The sequence below is a fragment of the Paraburkholderia sp. genome (assembly GCF_035656215.1).
Taxonomy (GTDB): Bacteria; Pseudomonadota; Gammaproteobacteria; order Burkholderiales; family Burkholderiaceae; genus Paraburkholderia.
In genome coordinates this window covers 1-15,505 of the sequence record NZ_DASRSY010000405.1, presented here as the reverse complement: position 1 = coordinate 15,505, position 15,505 = coordinate 1, and the positions used below count along the sequence as shown (strand labels likewise).

The following is a 15,505-nucleotide window of genomic DNA, read 5'->3' as shown; positions in this document are numbered from 1 at the left end:
CGACCGCCGGGCCGCTGGAACACCGGAACGTAAACGCCGCCGCTGCCGAACCCTGAATCTCAAGCTCATCAGACGACCTCCATGCTTCGCCACCTCTCGATACGCGACTTCGTCATCGTCGCCGCGCTCGATCTCGAATTCGACAGCGGCTTTACCGTTTTCTCCGGCGAAACAGGCGCCGGCAAGTCGATCCTGATCGACGCGCTGGCCCTCGCGCTCGGCGCCCGTGCCGATGCGAGCGTGGTGCGCACCGGCGAGAGCCGCGCCGACATCACCGCGGAGTTCGAGACGCACGCGCAAGTCGAGCAATGGCTCGACGAGCAGGCGCTCGGCACGCCCCCCGACGAGGGCCATGACGGCAGCACCGTGATGCTGCGTCGCGTGGTGGATGCGAACGGCCGCTCGCGTGCCTTCATCAACGGCACGGCGGCGACACTCGCTCAGTTGCGCGAAGTCGGCGAGATGCTGGTGGATATTCACGGGCAGCATGCGCACCAGCTGCTGATGCGCCAGGACGCGCAACGCGAACTGTTCGACACCCATGCCGGCCTCACGGAAACTGCAGCAACCGTCACACGTGCATGGCGGTCATGGCGCGAAAAGGTCCAGGCCGTCGAGCATGCTCAAACGCGCGACCGCGAACTGCAACTGGAGCGTGAGCGCCTCGCCTGGCAACTCACCGAACTGGACAAACTTTCGCCGCAACCAGGCGAATGGGAAGAGGTCAACAGCGAGCACCGTCGCCTTTCGCATTCAGCCAACCTGATCGACGGCGTTCAAGGGGCGCTCGGTGCGCTGTCCGAATCCGACGAGGCGATGATCACGCATCTCGCCTCGATCGTGTCGAAGGTGCGCGACCTGGCCGAGATCGACCCGGCGCTGAACGACGTGCTGGCGGCGCTGGAACCGGCCGAGATCCAGTTGCAGGAAGCAGCCTATTCGCTCAGCCACTACGCGCAGAAACTCGAACTGGATCCCGACCGGCTCGCCCAGGTCGAAAAGCGTCTCGACGCACTGCACTCGGCCGCTCGCAAATTCCGCCTGCGACCCGAGACGCTGCCTGAAGAACACGAAGCGCGTCGTGCGCAACTTGCCGCGCTCGACGCCGCAGCCGATCTCGAGAGCCTGCACGCAGCCGAAGCAAAAGCCAAAGAAGCCTTCCTCACTGAAGCGAAAAAGCTGTCGAAGGCGCGCGTCAAGGCCGGCAAGGCTTTGGGCGCCGCAGTGACCACCGGCATGCAGGAACTGTCGATGAAAGGCGGCAGCTTCGAAGTGGCGCTGGTGCCTTTGCCGGAGGGTGGTGCGCACGGACTCGAGCAGGTCGAATTTCGCGTTGCCGGTCATGCCGGGGTACCGTTGCGGCCGCTCGCGAAGGTCGCCTCAGGTGGCGAACTGGCGCGGATCAGTCTCGCTTTGGCTGTCATTGCGAGCGCCGCGAGTCCGACACCGACCCTAATCTTCGACGAAGTGGATACAGGGATCGGCGGCGGCGTCGCTGAAGTGGTTGGACGGCTGCTGCATCAACTGGGACAGGCGCGTCAGGTGCTGTGCGTCACGCACTTGCCGCAGGTCGCCGCACGTGGCGACCATCATTTCCAGGTGGCTAAGGCGGGCAACGGCAAGGGCGGCACGGTTAGCAGCGTGACTTCGCTGGACCGCGCGAGCCGCGTCGAAGAAGTCGCACGGATGCTTGGCGGGCTGGAGATCACCGCGACTACCCGCAAGCATGCAAAGGAAATGCTGGCGGCGTAGGAACCCGGGATGGGAATCATAGCGACCATCCGCGAACGCAAGGCACGGTCTGCGCACACTGCGCCGTAGTGCACGCCACCGCGACGGGCAGTGCCGAGCGAACTCAGTTAATCGCGGCGCCCCGAGCAGCGCACCTTGCACCTCTCGTCTGGCACTTCTCGCCTTCACCCTCAGCCAAACACCCGCTTCCAAAGCCCCAGCACCGCCTCTCGCTCAGTCACCACCAGCGCCGGATCGACGCGCGCCTTCTCCATCCCGTCCAGCCGCAGCTTGTGCTGCAACTTCCGGTAGGTCCGATAAGCCGCGCCAACGGTCTCCGCTTCTCCCTCGCTCATCAAGCCGAAGCGCGACACTTCACGCAGCAACGCGATGTTGCCGGTATTACGGATCAGTTCGGAATCGCTTGCTGCATGCAGCAGCACCCAGTACTGCACGGTGAATTCGATATCGACCATGCCGCCACGATCGTGCTTCAGATCGAACAGTGCTGTATGGTTCGGATGCCCCGCCTCGACGCGCTCGCGCATCTCGACGATTTCCTTCGCGAGCGGCGCGGCCTCGCGTGGCGTGGTCAGCACCTGTTCGCGAATCTGCTCGAATTTCGCGCCGATTTCGGCGTCGCCCGCGCAGTAGCGCGCGCGGCTCAACGCCTGATGCTCCCACACCCACGCTGTATTCGCGGCATCGCCTTCGCGCAGTTGATAACGGCGGAATGCGTCCAGATCGGTGACGAGCAGGCCCGACTCGCCGTTCGGCCGCAACCGCAAGTCGACATCGAACAAGGTGCCCGCGCCGGTCGCCGTCGTCAGCCAGCTAATGAGTCGGCGAGTGTAGGTGGCGTAGACGTCGGCGGCGGCATCGTCCGGATCGTCGTAGAGGAAGATGATGTCGAGGTCGGACGCGTAACCGAGCTCCTTGCCGCCCAGCTTGCCGTAGGCGATTACCGCAAACTTCGGCACCTCACGGTGGCGTTTGGCCAGCTGCTTCCAGACGGCTTCGAGCGTGACGTCGAGCACGGCGTCGGCGAGCTCGGACAGGCGGTCGCTCACATGCTCGACACTTAGCTTGCCGCCCAGATCGATCAGCAATATACGGAACACCTCGGCCTGGTGCGCGTGGCGCAGCAGATCCATCTGTTGCTCGACGCCATCCGCCGCGGCCAGACGCAAGCGCAGCGTGCGCTTGAATTCAGGCCAGTCGAACGGGCTGTCCATCGCCTCGTCGTCGAGGAGTTCGTCGAGCAACTGCGGGTGGCGAATCAGATAGCCGGCGGCCCAACGCGAACCACCCAGCACCGAGAGCACCCGATGCAGCGCTTGCGGATATTCGGTCAGCAGCGCAAGGTACGCGCCGCGCCGGCTCACGGCTTCGAGCAGGTCGAAGAAACGCGCCACCGTATCGCCGCGCCGTTCGGGCGGCTCCAGCGTACGCGCCGCTTCCAGCGCCCGCTGCGCGACGATGTCGAAGCGTTGCCGGCTACGCTCGGCGAGCCCCGCGTAACGTGACGACTGCCACACCGCGCGCAACCGCGCCAGCAGCTCGCCCGGCTCGGGCACGCCCAGTTCGATCAGACGCGTTGCAAGCGCTTCATCAGCGCTGTCGTCGGCGAGCGCGCTGCTCCATACCCACGCCGCCGCGCCGTCTTCCGGCGCGCCGCAACCGTCGCGGCCACTCACCTTGTCGGCGAAAATCTGGTCGAATTGCTGCTCGACGAACTCGCGGTGCGTGTCGAGCTTGAGCATCAGCTCGGCATAGTCGTCGCAACCCATGGCCTGGGCGAGCGCCACACGTTCCTCAGGATCGACCGGCATCGCGTGGGTTTGCGCATCGTTGCGGTATTGCAGGCGGTGCTCGAGTTCGCGCAAGAAGCGGTACGCCTGCGACAGCTTCACGCAGACCGAAGTATCGAGCAGCCCGTGCGTGGCCGCGTGCCGCAAAACGGCGAGCGTCGGACGCACCCGGAAGCCGGCATCCTGCCCACCGCGGATCAGCTGAAATACCTGCGCGCTGAATTCGATTTCGCGGATGCCGCCACGGCCCAACTTGATGTCGTCGGCCTTGTCGGGCCGCATCGAAGCGCGCCGCTGCGCTTCCTGGCGAATCTGTAGATGCAGCGCGCGAATCGCGCTGATCACGCCAAAGTCCAGATAACGTCGATAGATGAACGGCGTGACGATCGCGTCGAGCTGCTTCTGCAGCCGCTCCGCCGCCTCGCTCGCGCCTTCGGACACGAGCCGGCCCTTGATCCACGCATAGCGCTCCCATTCGCGGCCCTGCACGTAGAAATACTCTTCGAGCATGCCTAGGCTGCACACGAGCGGCCCCGAATCGCCGTTCGGCCGCAAGCGCATATCGACCCGGAACACGTAGCCGTCGGCGGTTACCTCAGCCAATGCGCCGATCAGGCGCTTACCCAGACGCGTAAAAAAGTCCTGCGTCGCGATCGGCGAACGCTGACCGCCCGCGGTCTCACCGTCCTCTTCGTAGATGAAGATCAGGTCGATATCCGACGACACATTCAGCTCGCGGCCACCCAGCTTGCCCATCCCGACCACGCCGAGCGAGAGCCGCTCGCCCTGCGGTCCGCGCGGTTCGCCGTAGAGCGTTTCGAGCTCGGCGGACACGACCGCCAGCGCACGCTGAATTGTCGTCTCCGCCAGATCGGTCATCGCGCCGGTGACTTCGGCGACATCCGCCTCGCCTGCCAGGTCACGCTCCATCACGGCGCAAAATACCTCGGTGCGCAACTGACGCAAGGCCCGTTTGAGTGCATCCTCACTCAATGGACCACCGCCCGCGCCGGCCGCCTCGGCACACAGCACGTCAAAGCGCGCGTCGATCCGTTCGCGTGTGAGGGGGGCGGACGCGAGCGCCGCCACATGCGCCACGATTTGCGGACGCGCCGCCGCGGCGCGCGCCGCGTAATGTGAATAGTTGGAACTCAGTAGAGTGACGTCGGTCATCAAGGGTCTGGCTCGCTCGTTGCTTTATCAGCGTTGTTCAGTTCGCCGCAACACACAGGTCAAGTGGCCTCACGCAGGTCGCGAGACGGCATGTAGAAAGGGTTTGCCGGAGGTTCGCCGACGCTTTCACGTGTGTTACATTTCGTCGTTAATTCGCAAAACTACCATACGCCCACCCGCCGCAGCATGTCCGAGCGAAACGAATCCGCCGACCCGCACGAAACCAGGCAGGTCCGGCCCGCGAGCGGAAGCGCCCATGTGGTGCTGCATCGGACGTCCCACGTGGTGCTGGCGCTCGCACTCGCCTTCTACTTCATCGCGGCGGGTCTCTTTCTCGGCTTGCGATACGTGCTGCTGCCGCGCATCGATTCGTTCCGCCCGCGCATCGAAGCCACCGTCTCCGGAAAGCTGCACACACAGTTCACCATCGGCAAGCTGGCGCCGCATTGGAGCGGCTTTCAGCCAGGGCTCGACGTCACCGATATCGTCATCCGCGACTCTGAAGGCAAAGCGGCGCTGACCATTCCGCACGCCACCGCCACGCTCTCGTGGAAGTCGCTTTGGCAATTCCACCCTGCGCTTTCCAGCCTGATTGTCGATCAACCCAACGTGCTGGTGTCGCGCAGCAGCGATGGCGTGATTTCGGTGGCCGGCGTGCCGGTGCCGACCCGGCACAGCGGCAACGACACCCTCTCCACGTGGCTATTGCGGCAACAGGCGATCGTGGTGCGCGGCGGCGTGCTGCGCTGGCGCGATGCCCAGCATGACGCACCAGAACTCGCCCTGCGCGATATCCGGATCGCGATTCTCAACGACGGCTACGATCACCGGCTCGCGTTGCAGGCGCCCGCCGACGGCCACGTCCTGCACGGCCCGATCGACTTCCGCACGCACTTCAAACATGCCCGGCTCTCCGCGATCGGCAAGCCGGTCAACTGGGCCGGCCAGGTCTATATGTCGACGGGTCCGGTCGATCTGCCGACCCTCGCGCGCTACATCAATTTCCCGATCGAGATGTTCGCCGGCCGCATCGACAATGCGATCTGGGCCGACTTCGCCGATGGCCACATGAAGTCGGCGAGCGGACAACTGGCCGGCATGGATGTCTCGATGCGGGTCCGCCCGACCCAGCCCAAGCTGGTCGTGCCGATCGCCAATTTCTCGTGGCGCCTGGAAGCGGACCAGGGCGATTACAAGCTGCGACTAACCGATTTACACGCCGAACTCGGCCAGCCGCCGCTCGAGGACGGCACGCCGCTCACCCGCACGCTGGCGCTATCGACACTGAATGGCCGTTACCGAACGGCCACGCAACAGCATGGTCAACTCGTCAGCGTCAATGGCGACCGCGTCGATCTGGGCATCCTCGCCGAATTCAGCCGCGCGCTGCCACTGCCGCCGCGTTTACTGAACAATCTCGTGCGCTTCAATCCACGCGGGCTGGTGGCGAACTATGTGATCGAGGTCGAGCGCGGCAAACCAGAGTCGGGCGAAGCAGGCGTCGAACATCCGCCGGGCGGCGCCGAGCCGATCGAGCGCTACCGTTTCAAGGGCGACCTGCAGGGCATCAGCGTCGCCGCGCAGGAACCGCCGCCGGGGCTCACCCCACTGAATCACCCGCGCGCGGGCATTCCCGGTATCGAAAATCTGTGGGGCAGCGTCGACGCCGACGAAAATCACGGCACCGCCATACTCGACACCTCCAACGTCGCGATTACGCTGCCGGGCGTGTTCGACGACCCTCGCCTGAAACTCGACCGTCTGCACGGCCGGGCAGACTGGACCATCACACCGAAAGCACCGGGCGAAAATCATCCCGCCTTCACCGTCAAGCTGGCCGACTTCGGCGTCTCGAACGCGGACGCCGATGCCACCGCTACCGCCAATTACAGCAACTCGGGTCATGGGCGCGGCTCGCTCGACCTGAAAGCCGACTTCCAGCGCGCGCAGGTCACGCGCATCGTCCGCTATCTGCCGACCAGCATCAGCGAAAAGCTGCGCATCTATCTGGGCCACGGGCTGCAAGCCGGTGTATCGCGCGGCGCGTCGATCGAAATACACGGCGATCTGACCAAATTCCCCTACTCGCGCGCCCCTGAGGCCGGCATCTTCCATATCGTCGCGCCGTTCAAGGGCGGCAAGTTCGACCCTTCGCCGTATCCGCCGCGCAAGATGAAGAACGGCACGCCGAACGTATGGCCGCCGCTGGATGGCATCGACGGCGTGTTCGAACTCAAGCAGAACCTGCTGCGCTTCGATATCGACCGCGCCCGTTACAAGCAGGTCGCATTGACCAGGGTGAACGGCAAAATCGACGATCTCGGCATCAAGGCGTCCAACCTCGTCATCGATGGCAACGGCCATGGGCCGCTTGCCGACATGCTTGACTACGTCAACGAAAGCTCGCTCGGCATCATGGCGAAACATGAGACCGAGAAGGTGCGGGCTGAAGGGCCCGCGTCGCTGGCGCTCAAATTGACCGTGCCGCGCACGCCGCAGCCGCACATTGGCGTGGAAGGCGCGGTCGGCTTCCAGAACAATCGTTTGACGGTCGATAACGTGCCGCCGTTGTCGCAACTGAATGGCAAGGTGCGTTTTACCGAACATACGGCGCAGGTCGACCGGCTCTCGGGCCAGTTCCTCGGCGGCGACGTGCACGCGAACGGCGGCCTGAAGCAGGACGGCACGTATGCGCTCGACCTCGGCGGCCACATCGCCGTCGATGCCGCGCGCGGCCTGAATCTGCATGGTCCGGCCGCGCAGGTGCTGACGCGCATGAACGGCAGCGCGCCCTATGCGCTCAACGTGCGCGGCGCCAAGGGGCGCTTGCCGGAGGTCACGGCGAACTCCGATCTGACCGGCCTTGCGCTCGACTTTCCCGCGCCGTTCGACAAACCAGTCGGCACGCCAATGCCGCTGCACTTCGCGGTCCGTCCGTCCACCGACGCGAGCGAAGCCGGTCTGGAACGCGCCGACCTCACCTTCGGCCCAATCGCCGCCACCTATCTGCTGCGTTATCAGCCGAAAACGCCGCCGACGGTCGTGCGCGGCGCGATCGGCGTCAACAAGCCCGCCGACCTGCCCGCCGACGGCGTGATCGCAGCCGTCGATGTCGAAGCGTTCGACGCCGATGCCTGGCGCGCGCTCGTCACGCAGATGCGCAACAAGGACGCGCCAACGCCTGCGCCCGCAGCCGCGCCTGCTGTGCCAAATCCGACCCTCGCGCAATTCCTGCCGAGCCGCTTCGCGTTGCACATCGGCACGCTGACGCTGCTCAAGCGGCACTGGGACAGCGTGATCGTCGGCGCGTCGCATGCGGACAATAAATGGCAGGCCAATATCGCGTCGAACCAGGTGTCGGGTCACGTTTCATGGTTGCCGGGCGCCAACAAGGAATCTCCCGGCACGTTGCAGGCACGCTTCGCCCGCGTTGTGATTCCATCGGCCACCGACAAGGACCTGCTCGGCAAGGCCATGTCGGCGCCGGCGCAGAACATGCCGTCAATCGATCTGGTGGTCAACGAGTTGATCGTGCGTGATCGCAACATAGGCCGGCTCGAAGTGGACGCGCACAACTTCGAAGAAGACGGCGTGCCGGTCTGGCAACTCGACAAGCTAGACATCACCAATCCCGCCGCCACGCTGACCGCCACGGCGAACTGGCGTACTTCGACGGGCCTTGGCAACAACGCCGACGAAACGACACCGCGCCGTACCGTGTTCGATTTCAAACTCGATATCAAGGACGCCGGCGGGCTGCTGGAGCGTTTCGGCCAGCCGCACACGCTCAAGGCCGGCAATGGCACGCTGTCGGGCAAGGTGGTGTGGCGCGGCGGCCCGACCACCATCGACTATCCGACGCTCAACGGCAATCTGGCTGTCGATCTGCGCCATGGGCAGATCCTCAAGGTCGACCCGGGCGTCGCGAAACTGCTGGGCGTGCTCAGCCTGCAAAGCCTCGCGCGCTTCGCCACACTCAATTTCCGCGACGTGGTCGGCGAAGGGCTGCCGTTCGAACACGTCACCGGCACGGGCCAGATCCACAATGGCATAGGCCGCACCGAGAACTTCGAGATGGTGACGGCGCCGGCCCGCGCCGAAATGAAGGGTTCGGTGGATCTGGCCCAGGAAACCCAGGATCTGCACGTGCTGATCGTGCCGACCGTCAGCGCCGGCGCCGCGGTGATCGCCGCGACCGTGATCAATCCGCTGCTCGGGCTTGGCGCGCTGGTGGCCGATCTGGCGTTCAGCAAATCGGTCTCCACGGCGTTTGCGCGGGAGTACGCGATCACCGGTCCGTGGTCGAAACCGCACATCGAGCGGGTGAAGAGCGATCGCGGTAAGATGGACGCTCCGGCTTCGACCGTGGAAGCGCACTGAACTCGATCCGATCCTGTATTTGATCAGAAGAGCGCCGTGGCGCGCCGCCAGCCCAAGCCAGCCTTGAACGACGTATGCGGCGCCAGCGGTTTGCGCCGCCGCCTTGCCGGGAGTTTTTCGAAACGCTCATGAGCGAAACACACGTCTTTTCATCCTCGTCCACCGCCTCGCCCATTGCGGCGTCCAGCGGGTCTTCCGAAAGCGCGTTCCGGGTTGCCGCGCTGCAAATGGTGAGTACGCCGGATCGCGAGCGCAATCTGGCCGAAGCAGAACGCCTGATCGCCGAAGCCGCCGCTGACGGCGCGCAACTCGTCCTGCTGCCTGAGTACTTCTGTTTCATGGGCTTCAAGGACACGGACAAGCTCGCCATACGCGAGCCTTACCAGGACGGCCCGATCCAGCGCTTTCTCGCCGACGCCGCGCGCCGCCACAATCTGTGGGTGATCGGCGGTACCCTGCCGTTAATGTCGCAGGAACCGTCGCGCGTGCTGAACACCACGCTGGTGTTCGATCCGCAAGGCAACGAGGTGGCGCGCTACGACAAGATCCATCTGTTCAACTTCGAAAAGGGCGAGGAATCGTTCGACGAGGCACGCACCATCTGCCCCGGCGGCGAAGTCCGCACCTTCGAGGCGCCGTTCGGCCGGGTCGGCCTGTCGGTCTGCTACGATCTGCGCTTTCCTGAGCTGTACCGGCGCATGGGCGACTGCGCGCTGATCGTGGTGCCGTCGGCGTTCACCTACACCACCGGCCGCGCGCATTGGGAAATGCTGCTGCGCGCCCGGGCGGTCGAAAACCAGTGTTACGTGCTGGCCGCCGCGCAAGGCGGCAAACATGAAAACGGCCGCCGGACATGGGGCCACAGCATGCTGATCGACCCGTGGGGCGAAATCGTCGCGGTACGCGACGAAGGCGCCGGCGTGGTGGCCGGCAATCTCGAGCGTGCGCGCATCGACGAAGTGCGGCAGAGCCTGCCCGCCTGGCGTCACCGTGTGCTGAGTTGCTGATGTGTTACCTGACCTTGAAAGTGCGGCGCCTGTCACTCACATAGTGATCGTGGCGCTAACCGAATCCTTTGTATCGAGCAGAACATACTTCGCATGAACATCATCGAACCCGGTATCCGTAATCTCGCCACCGCCAAGGACATCCTCCTGACGCCCTACGGTCTCGACGAATCCCTGCTGACCCGCACGCTCGCCGAAATCTTCACGCACAAGATCGATTACGCCGACCTGTACTTCCAGTACACGCGCAGCGAAGCGTGGAGTCTCGAGGAAGGCATCGTGAAGTCGGGCAGCTTCAGCATCGACCAGGGCGTTGGCGTGCGCGCCGTGTCGGGCGACCGCACGGCCTTCGCCTATTCGGACGACCTGTCGCCCGAAGCGATCCGCCAGGCAGCGATCGCCACGCGGGCGATCGCCAAGGTCGGCGGCGGCAAGCAGAAGATCAAGGCGGCCTCGTCGCTGACCGGCATTGCCGGGCGCGATCTGTACCTGCCGTCCGATCCGCTGCATTCGCTCGATGCAACCGCCAAGGTCAAGCTGCTCGAGCGCATCGAACAGATGGCGCGTGGCCGTGACCCGCGTATCCAGCAAGTGATGGCAGGCCTCGCCGGTGAATACGACGTGGTACTGGTGGCGCGCAGCGACGGCGGCTTTGCAGCCGATATCCGTCCGCTGGTGCGTGTGTCGGTCACCGTAATCGCCGAACAGAACGGCCGCCGCGAAATCGGCAGCGGCGGCGGCGGCGGCCGCTTCGACTACGGCTACTTCACTGACGAAGTGCTGTCCGGCTATGTCGACGACGCCGTGCATGCAGCGCTCGTAAACCTCGATGCTCGCCCGGCTCCGGCCGGCGCGATGTCCGTCGTGCTCGGGCCGGGCTGGCCCGGCGTGCTGCTGCACGAAGCGATCGGCCACGGCCTCGAAGGCGACTTCAACCGCAAGGGATCGTCGGCGTTCGCAGGTCGAATCGGCGAACGGGTTGCGGCGAAGGGCGTGACGGTGGTCGACGACGGCACGCTGCCGAACCGCCGCGGCTCGCTGAACATCGACGACGAAGGCAATCCGACCCAGTGCACGACGCTGATCGAAGACGGCATCCTGAAGGGTTACATCCAGGACACGCTGAACGCGCGCCTGATGAAAATGCCGGTCACGGGTAACGCGCGCCGCGAGTCGTATGCCGCGCTGCCGATGCCGCGCATGACCAACACGTACATGCTCAACGGAGACAAAGACCCGCAGGAAATCATCGCGTCCGTGAAGAACGGCTTGTACGCGGTGAACTTCGGCGGCGGCCAGGTCGACATCACGAACGGCAAGTTCGTGTTCTCGGCCTCCGAGGCGTACATGATCGAAAACGGCAAGGTCACCTACCCGGTCAAGGGCGCGACACTGATCGGCAGCGGCCCGGAATCGCTCAAGTACGTCAGCATGATCGGCAACGACATGAAGCTCGATTCGGGCGTGGGCGTGTGCGGCAAGGAAGGCCAGAGTGTGCCGGTGGGCGTCGGTCAGCCGACGCTGCGTATTGACCGGATGACGGTCGGAGGCACCGCCTGATTTTGATGTAGACGCATACTTCGTGCACACAATGCGCGAAGTATGCGGATTTACCGCATTTTTGTACCCTGCAACTTGCCAGCCGAGCTTGCACGGGTTATAAAGTCACTCACCCTTTTTGACCAGCGACCTATTTCGCCATGTCCGCCAAGTTTTACTTTTACTTTTTTTGGCATCTCAGACCGCTGGCGGATCGAGAGGGGTGTTAGTGCACGCAAGACACTCAGAATTCACGAAAACCGCCAGCTAGCCTGGCGGTTTTTTTTCGCCTCATGCCTTTGAAACTTTTGCCGTTGAAAACTTTTTGATTGTTGTCCGCCCTGGCATCGCTGCCTGATTGTTGTCTGATCGCAGCCTTCGTTGCCCGCGCGAACACGCTACGAACCGATTCAGGAGAATAAGCATGCCCCCGCACAACACCGACGATGTCCGCATCCGCGAATTGAAAGAACTCACGCCGCCCGCTCACCTGATCCGCGAATTCGCCTGCGACGAAACGGTGTCCGATGTGATCTACAACTCGCGCAACGCGATGCATCGCATCCTGCACGGCATGGAAGACCGTCTGATCGTCATCATCGGACCGTGCTCGATTCACGATACGAAGGCGGCGATGGAATACGCCGGCCGTCTCGTCGAGCCGCGCAAGCGCTTCGCCGGCGAGCTCGAAATCGTGATGCGGGTTTACTTCGAAAAACCGCGCACGACGGTGGGCTGGAAGGGTCTCATCAACGACCCGCACATGGACAACAGCTTCAAGATCAACGACGGCCTGCGCACCGCGCGCGAACTGCTGCTGCGTATCAACGAACTCGGCCTGCCGGCCGGCACCGAATACCTCGACATGATCAGCCCGCAGTACATCGCCGATCTGATCTCGTGGGGTGCGATCGGCGCGCGTACGACCGAATCGCAAGTGCACCGTGAACTGGCTTCGGGACTGTCGTGCCCGGTCGGCTTCAAGAACGGCACGGACGGCAACGTCAAGATCGCCGTCGACGCGATCAAGGCCGCCTCGCAGCCGCACCATTTCCTGTCCGTCACCAAGGGCGGCCATTCGGCGATTGTTTCGACCGCCGGCAATGAGGATTGCCACATCATCCTGCGCGGCGGCAAGACGCCGAACTATGACGCAGACAGCGTCAATACCGCATGCGCCGATATTGGCAAGGCCGGTCTCGCGGCACGTTTGATGATCGACGCGAGCCACGCGAACAGTTCGAAGAAGCACGAGAATCAGATTCCGGTGTGCGCGGACATCGGCCGTCAGATTGCTTCGGGTGACGAACGGATTGTCGGCGTGATGGTGGAGTCGAATCTGATCGCGGGCCGTCAGGATCTGCAGGAAGGCTGCGCGCTGACGTACGGCCAGAGCATCACCGATGCGTGCATCGGCTGGGACGAAAGCATCGCTGTGCTGGAAAGTCTCGCCGAAGCGGTCAAGCAACGGCGTGTGGCGCGCGGCAGCGGTAATTAAACGCCTCTTCGCGCACCCGCGCGATTGCTGTCATGGTTCCATCGAAAAACCCGGCCCGTCGAGCCGGGTTTTTTGTTAGCCGAACGGACGAATGGTGCTCCATGAACCGCTCTGTACCGTAACAACTCGTTGCCGGGTCGGATACGACTTGACCCGGCTGGGTGTTGCGTATAATATTTTGTACACGAAAGGCGGCTATGGAGCAGGAAAAGGAAATTCGCTGGATGGGCTCCAGCTATAGCGATCTACTCGTCTTTCCCGAAGAGCCGCGTCGCCGGGCCGGATTTCAGCTTGGCAAGATTCAGGCAGGACTAGACCCGACGACTGGAAACCGTTTGATTCGATCGGCACCGGAACACGCGAGATTCGCATCAGAGAGGCTGACGGTATTTACCGCGTGATGTATGTCACCAAGTTCGTGGAAGCGCTGTACGTGCTGCATTGCTTCCAGAAGAAAACGCAGAAACTCGGGCCGCAGGATAGAAAGATTGCCGAAACCCGGTACCGTGCCATCATCAATGATAGGAAAACTTAGCAAATGACGATCGACACGAAAATCCGTCACGTAACAAAACCCGGCGCAAACCTGTTCCTCGAACTCGGCTTCTCCGCCGCAGAGGCGAAGCGCTTGCACGCGGCGTCGCAAAAACAGATCAACGACACACGGCTGCTGAAGGAACAGTTGATGACCGAGCTGTCCAGCTGGATCGAGCAGCATCATCTGAAGCAGGCCGAGGCGGCTGAGATTCTGATGGTGTCGCGTCCGCGCGTGTCAGACGTGGTCAACAAGAAGACCACCAAGTTCACTATCGATACCCTGGTCGAAATGATGAGCCGGATCGGCAAGCCGGTGACGCTGGCGGTTGGGTAAGGCGCACGGTACGCCCTCCCATGCGTCTACACGCCGAGCAACCATGCGCCTTCGTTTACTGAACGGCACCTGAACCGAACACTTCGGTATGAATCCGCGCAGCATCCACACCGAGCGCGGCCAAGGCCTCGCACTGAGCACGCATAAACGGTACCGGTCCGCAGATGTAGTAATCCGCATCGGGCACGATCACTTTGCCGGCGATCTTCGCGAGGTCGAGGCGCCCTTCGAAGTCGTAGTCGACACCGGCGCGATCGCACGCTTCAATGGCTTCGTAGAACACCGCACGCTTGACGTTGGGATGCGCTGCGACCGTATCGTTCAGCCAATGCCGGAACGCATGCACGCGGCCATTGCGGCAGGCATGCACGAAGGTAACGCTGCGCTCACTCTGATCGGCGAGCAACGTGGATAACATCGAGGTCATGGGCGTCACACCCACGCCGCCGCTCATGAGCACCACGGGAGTCACCTTCTTGCGGTCCAGCGTGAAATCACCCATTGGTGCGCTGACGTGCACCACCGCGCCCACTTCCACATCGTCGTGTAAGAGATTGGATACATGACCGGGCGCCGTGTCTTCGTGACCAGCCTCGCGCTTCACCGAAATGCGCAGCCAGTTACCGTTCGGTGCGGCCGACAGGCTGTACTGCCGCGGCTGATCGACGCCGAGATCATCTACGAAACGCTTCACGCTCAGATATTGGCCGGGTTCGAAGCCGCAAGCCGGCGAGCCGTCTGCAGGTGTCAGATAGAACGACGTGATCTCATCGCTCTCCATTTCCTTGCGCGAGACCTTGAACGGCCGGAAGCCGCTCCACGCGGCACCTTTGTAGAGTTTCGCCTCCGCGCCGATGAAAATATCCGCAAGCTGCTCATACGCGACTTCCCATGCGCCGAGCGTCTCCTGATCGACTGCGTCGCCGAGCACATCGACAATTGCGCCCAATAGGTGGCGTCCCACGATCGGATACTGTTCCGGCCGGATATTCAGACTCGCGTGTTTATGAGCGATTCGCGAGACGGTCGGCGCCAGCGCGCCGAGGTTGTCGATATTGGCGGCATACGCATACACCGCCTTGGCCAGCGTTTCCGGCTGATTACCGCTCTTCTGATGAGTCTGGTTGAACACATTCTTCAACTCAGGATGGTGCGCGAACATGCGCTTGTAGAAGTGTTTGGTAATGGTCGTGCCGTGTACGGCAAGCACGGGAACGGTGGCTTTGACGCGGGCGATCTGATCGGCGGTGAGAGCGGTCATAACTACTTCTCCTTAAAGATGCATTTACAATACATCTTTAAGGAGAAGTTTTGTCCCGGACAGATTGTCGCGGCGCTTAAAGGGACTAAACCGGGGACTGATATGACTTTCCGTGTCAATCGGGATCGGTTTTCGTTTTCCTCTGGTGGGTGCATAAATTTCCTGGAGGCGGCGTAGCAGTAAGTCTCGACGGTGGATCGCACTGATATCCGCGGGTTGGTTACCGCATTACAG

At 63.1% G+C, this 15,505-nt stretch carries 8 protein-coding genes and 1 pseudogene; 7 read left to right on the top strand and 2 right to left on the bottom strand.

Going from position 1 to position 15,505, the window contains the following annotated elements; genetic code table 11:
- Window positions 1–81 precede the first annotated feature (81 nt).
- Window positions 82–1,752 carry a DNA repair protein RecN gene (gene recN, locus VFE81_RS23700; RefSeq protein ID WP_325046915.1) on the top strand — a complete coding sequence of 557 codons (1,671 nt, stop codon included), beginning with the start codon at window positions 82–84 and terminating at the stop codon, window positions 1,750–1,752.
- A gap of 170 nt (window positions 1,753–1,922) precedes the next feature.
- Here the strand turns inward: recN and glnE are convergent, their stop codons facing one another.
- Window positions 1,923–4,715 (bottom strand): bifunctional [glutamate--ammonia ligase]-adenylyl-L-tyrosine phosphorylase/[glutamate--ammonia-ligase] adenylyltransferase, encoded by a 2,793-nt coding sequence (gene glnE, locus VFE81_RS23695; RefSeq protein WP_325046914.1) that lies wholly within the window; start codon window positions 4,713–4,715, stop codon window positions 1,923–1,925.
- 186 nt (window positions 4,716–4,901) lie between these two features.
- On the opposite strand from glnE, the gene VFE81_RS23690 reads away from it, so the two are divergent.
- The 6 genes and pseudogenes from VFE81_RS23690 to VFE81_RS23665 all read left to right on the top strand — a co-directional run bounded on the left by VFE81_RS23690 (window position 4,902) and on the right by VFE81_RS23665 (window position 14,010).
- Complete coding sequence (locus VFE81_RS23690) at window positions 4,902–9,095, top strand: YhdP family protein (RefSeq protein ID WP_325046913.1); 4,194 nt, start codon at window positions 4,902–4,904, stop codon at window positions 9,093–9,095.
- A 128-nt stretch (window positions 9,096–9,223) separates the two neighbouring features.
- Window positions 9,224–10,102, top strand: coding sequence for a carbon-nitrogen hydrolase family protein (locus VFE81_RS23685; protein ID WP_325046912.1), 879 nt, complete (start codon window positions 9,224–9,226; stop codon window positions 10,100–10,102).
- A gap of 93 nt (window positions 10,103–10,195) precedes the next feature.
- On the top strand, window positions 10,196–11,662 hold the full coding sequence (gene tldD, locus VFE81_RS23680) for a metalloprotease TldD (protein ID WP_325046911.1): 1,467 nt from the start codon (window positions 10,196–10,198) through the stop codon (window positions 11,660–11,662).
- Window positions 11,663–12,065: 403 nt separating this feature from the next.
- Window positions 12,066–13,139, top strand: coding sequence for a 3-deoxy-7-phosphoheptulonate synthase AroG (aroG, locus tag VFE81_RS23675; protein WP_325046910.1), 1,074 nt, complete (start codon window positions 12,066–12,068; stop codon window positions 13,137–13,139).
- A gap of 197 nt (window positions 13,140–13,336) precedes the next feature.
- Window positions 13,337–13,674 (top strand): annotated as a pseudogene (locus VFE81_RS23670) (type II toxin-antitoxin system RelE/ParE family toxin).
- A 3-nt stretch (window positions 13,675–13,677) separates the two neighbouring features.
- Window positions 13,678–14,010 (top strand): helix-turn-helix domain-containing protein, encoded by a 333-nt coding sequence (locus VFE81_RS23665; protein WP_325046909.1) that lies wholly within the window; start codon window positions 13,678–13,680, stop codon window positions 14,008–14,010.
- Window positions 14,011–14,065: 55 nt separating this feature from the next.
- Here the strand turns inward: VFE81_RS23665 and hmpA are convergent, their stop codons facing one another.
- On the bottom strand, window positions 14,066–15,271 hold the full coding sequence (hmpA, locus tag VFE81_RS23660) for an NO-inducible flavohemoprotein (protein WP_325046908.1): 1,206 nt from the start codon (window positions 15,269–15,271) through the stop codon (window positions 14,066–14,068).
- Window positions 15,272–15,505: the final 234 nt, after the last annotated feature.

What these genes read in the sequence shown, in the direction of transcription:
- recN (WP_325046915.1), top strand. Translation starts at nt 82, where the DNA reads ATGCTTCGCCACCTCTCGATACGCGACTTCGTCATCGTCGCCGCGCTC.
- glnE (WP_325046914.1), bottom strand. Translation starts at nt 4,715, where the DNA reads ATGACCGACGTCACTCTACTGAGTTCCAACTATTCACATTACGCGGCG.
- VFE81_RS23690 (WP_325046913.1), top strand. Translation starts at nt 4,902, where the DNA reads ATGTCCGAGCGAAACGAATCCGCCGACCCGCACGAAACCAGGCAGGTC.
- VFE81_RS23685 (WP_325046912.1), top strand. Translation starts at nt 9,224, where the DNA reads ATGAGCGAAACACACGTCTTTTCATCCTCGTCCACCGCCTCGCCCATT.
- tldD (WP_325046911.1), top strand. Translation starts at nt 10,196, where the DNA reads ATGAACATCATCGAACCCGGTATCCGTAATCTCGCCACCGCCAAGGAC.
- aroG (WP_325046910.1), top strand. Translation starts at nt 12,066, where the DNA reads ATGCCCCCGCACAACACCGACGATGTCCGCATCCGCGAATTGAAAGAA.
- VFE81_RS23665 (WP_325046909.1), top strand. Translation starts at nt 13,678, where the DNA reads ATGACGATCGACACGAAAATCCGTCACGTAACAAAACCCGGCGCAAAC.
- hmpA (WP_325046908.1), bottom strand. Translation starts at nt 15,271, where the DNA reads ATGACCGCTCTCACCGCCGATCAGATCGCCCGCGTCAAAGCCACCGTT.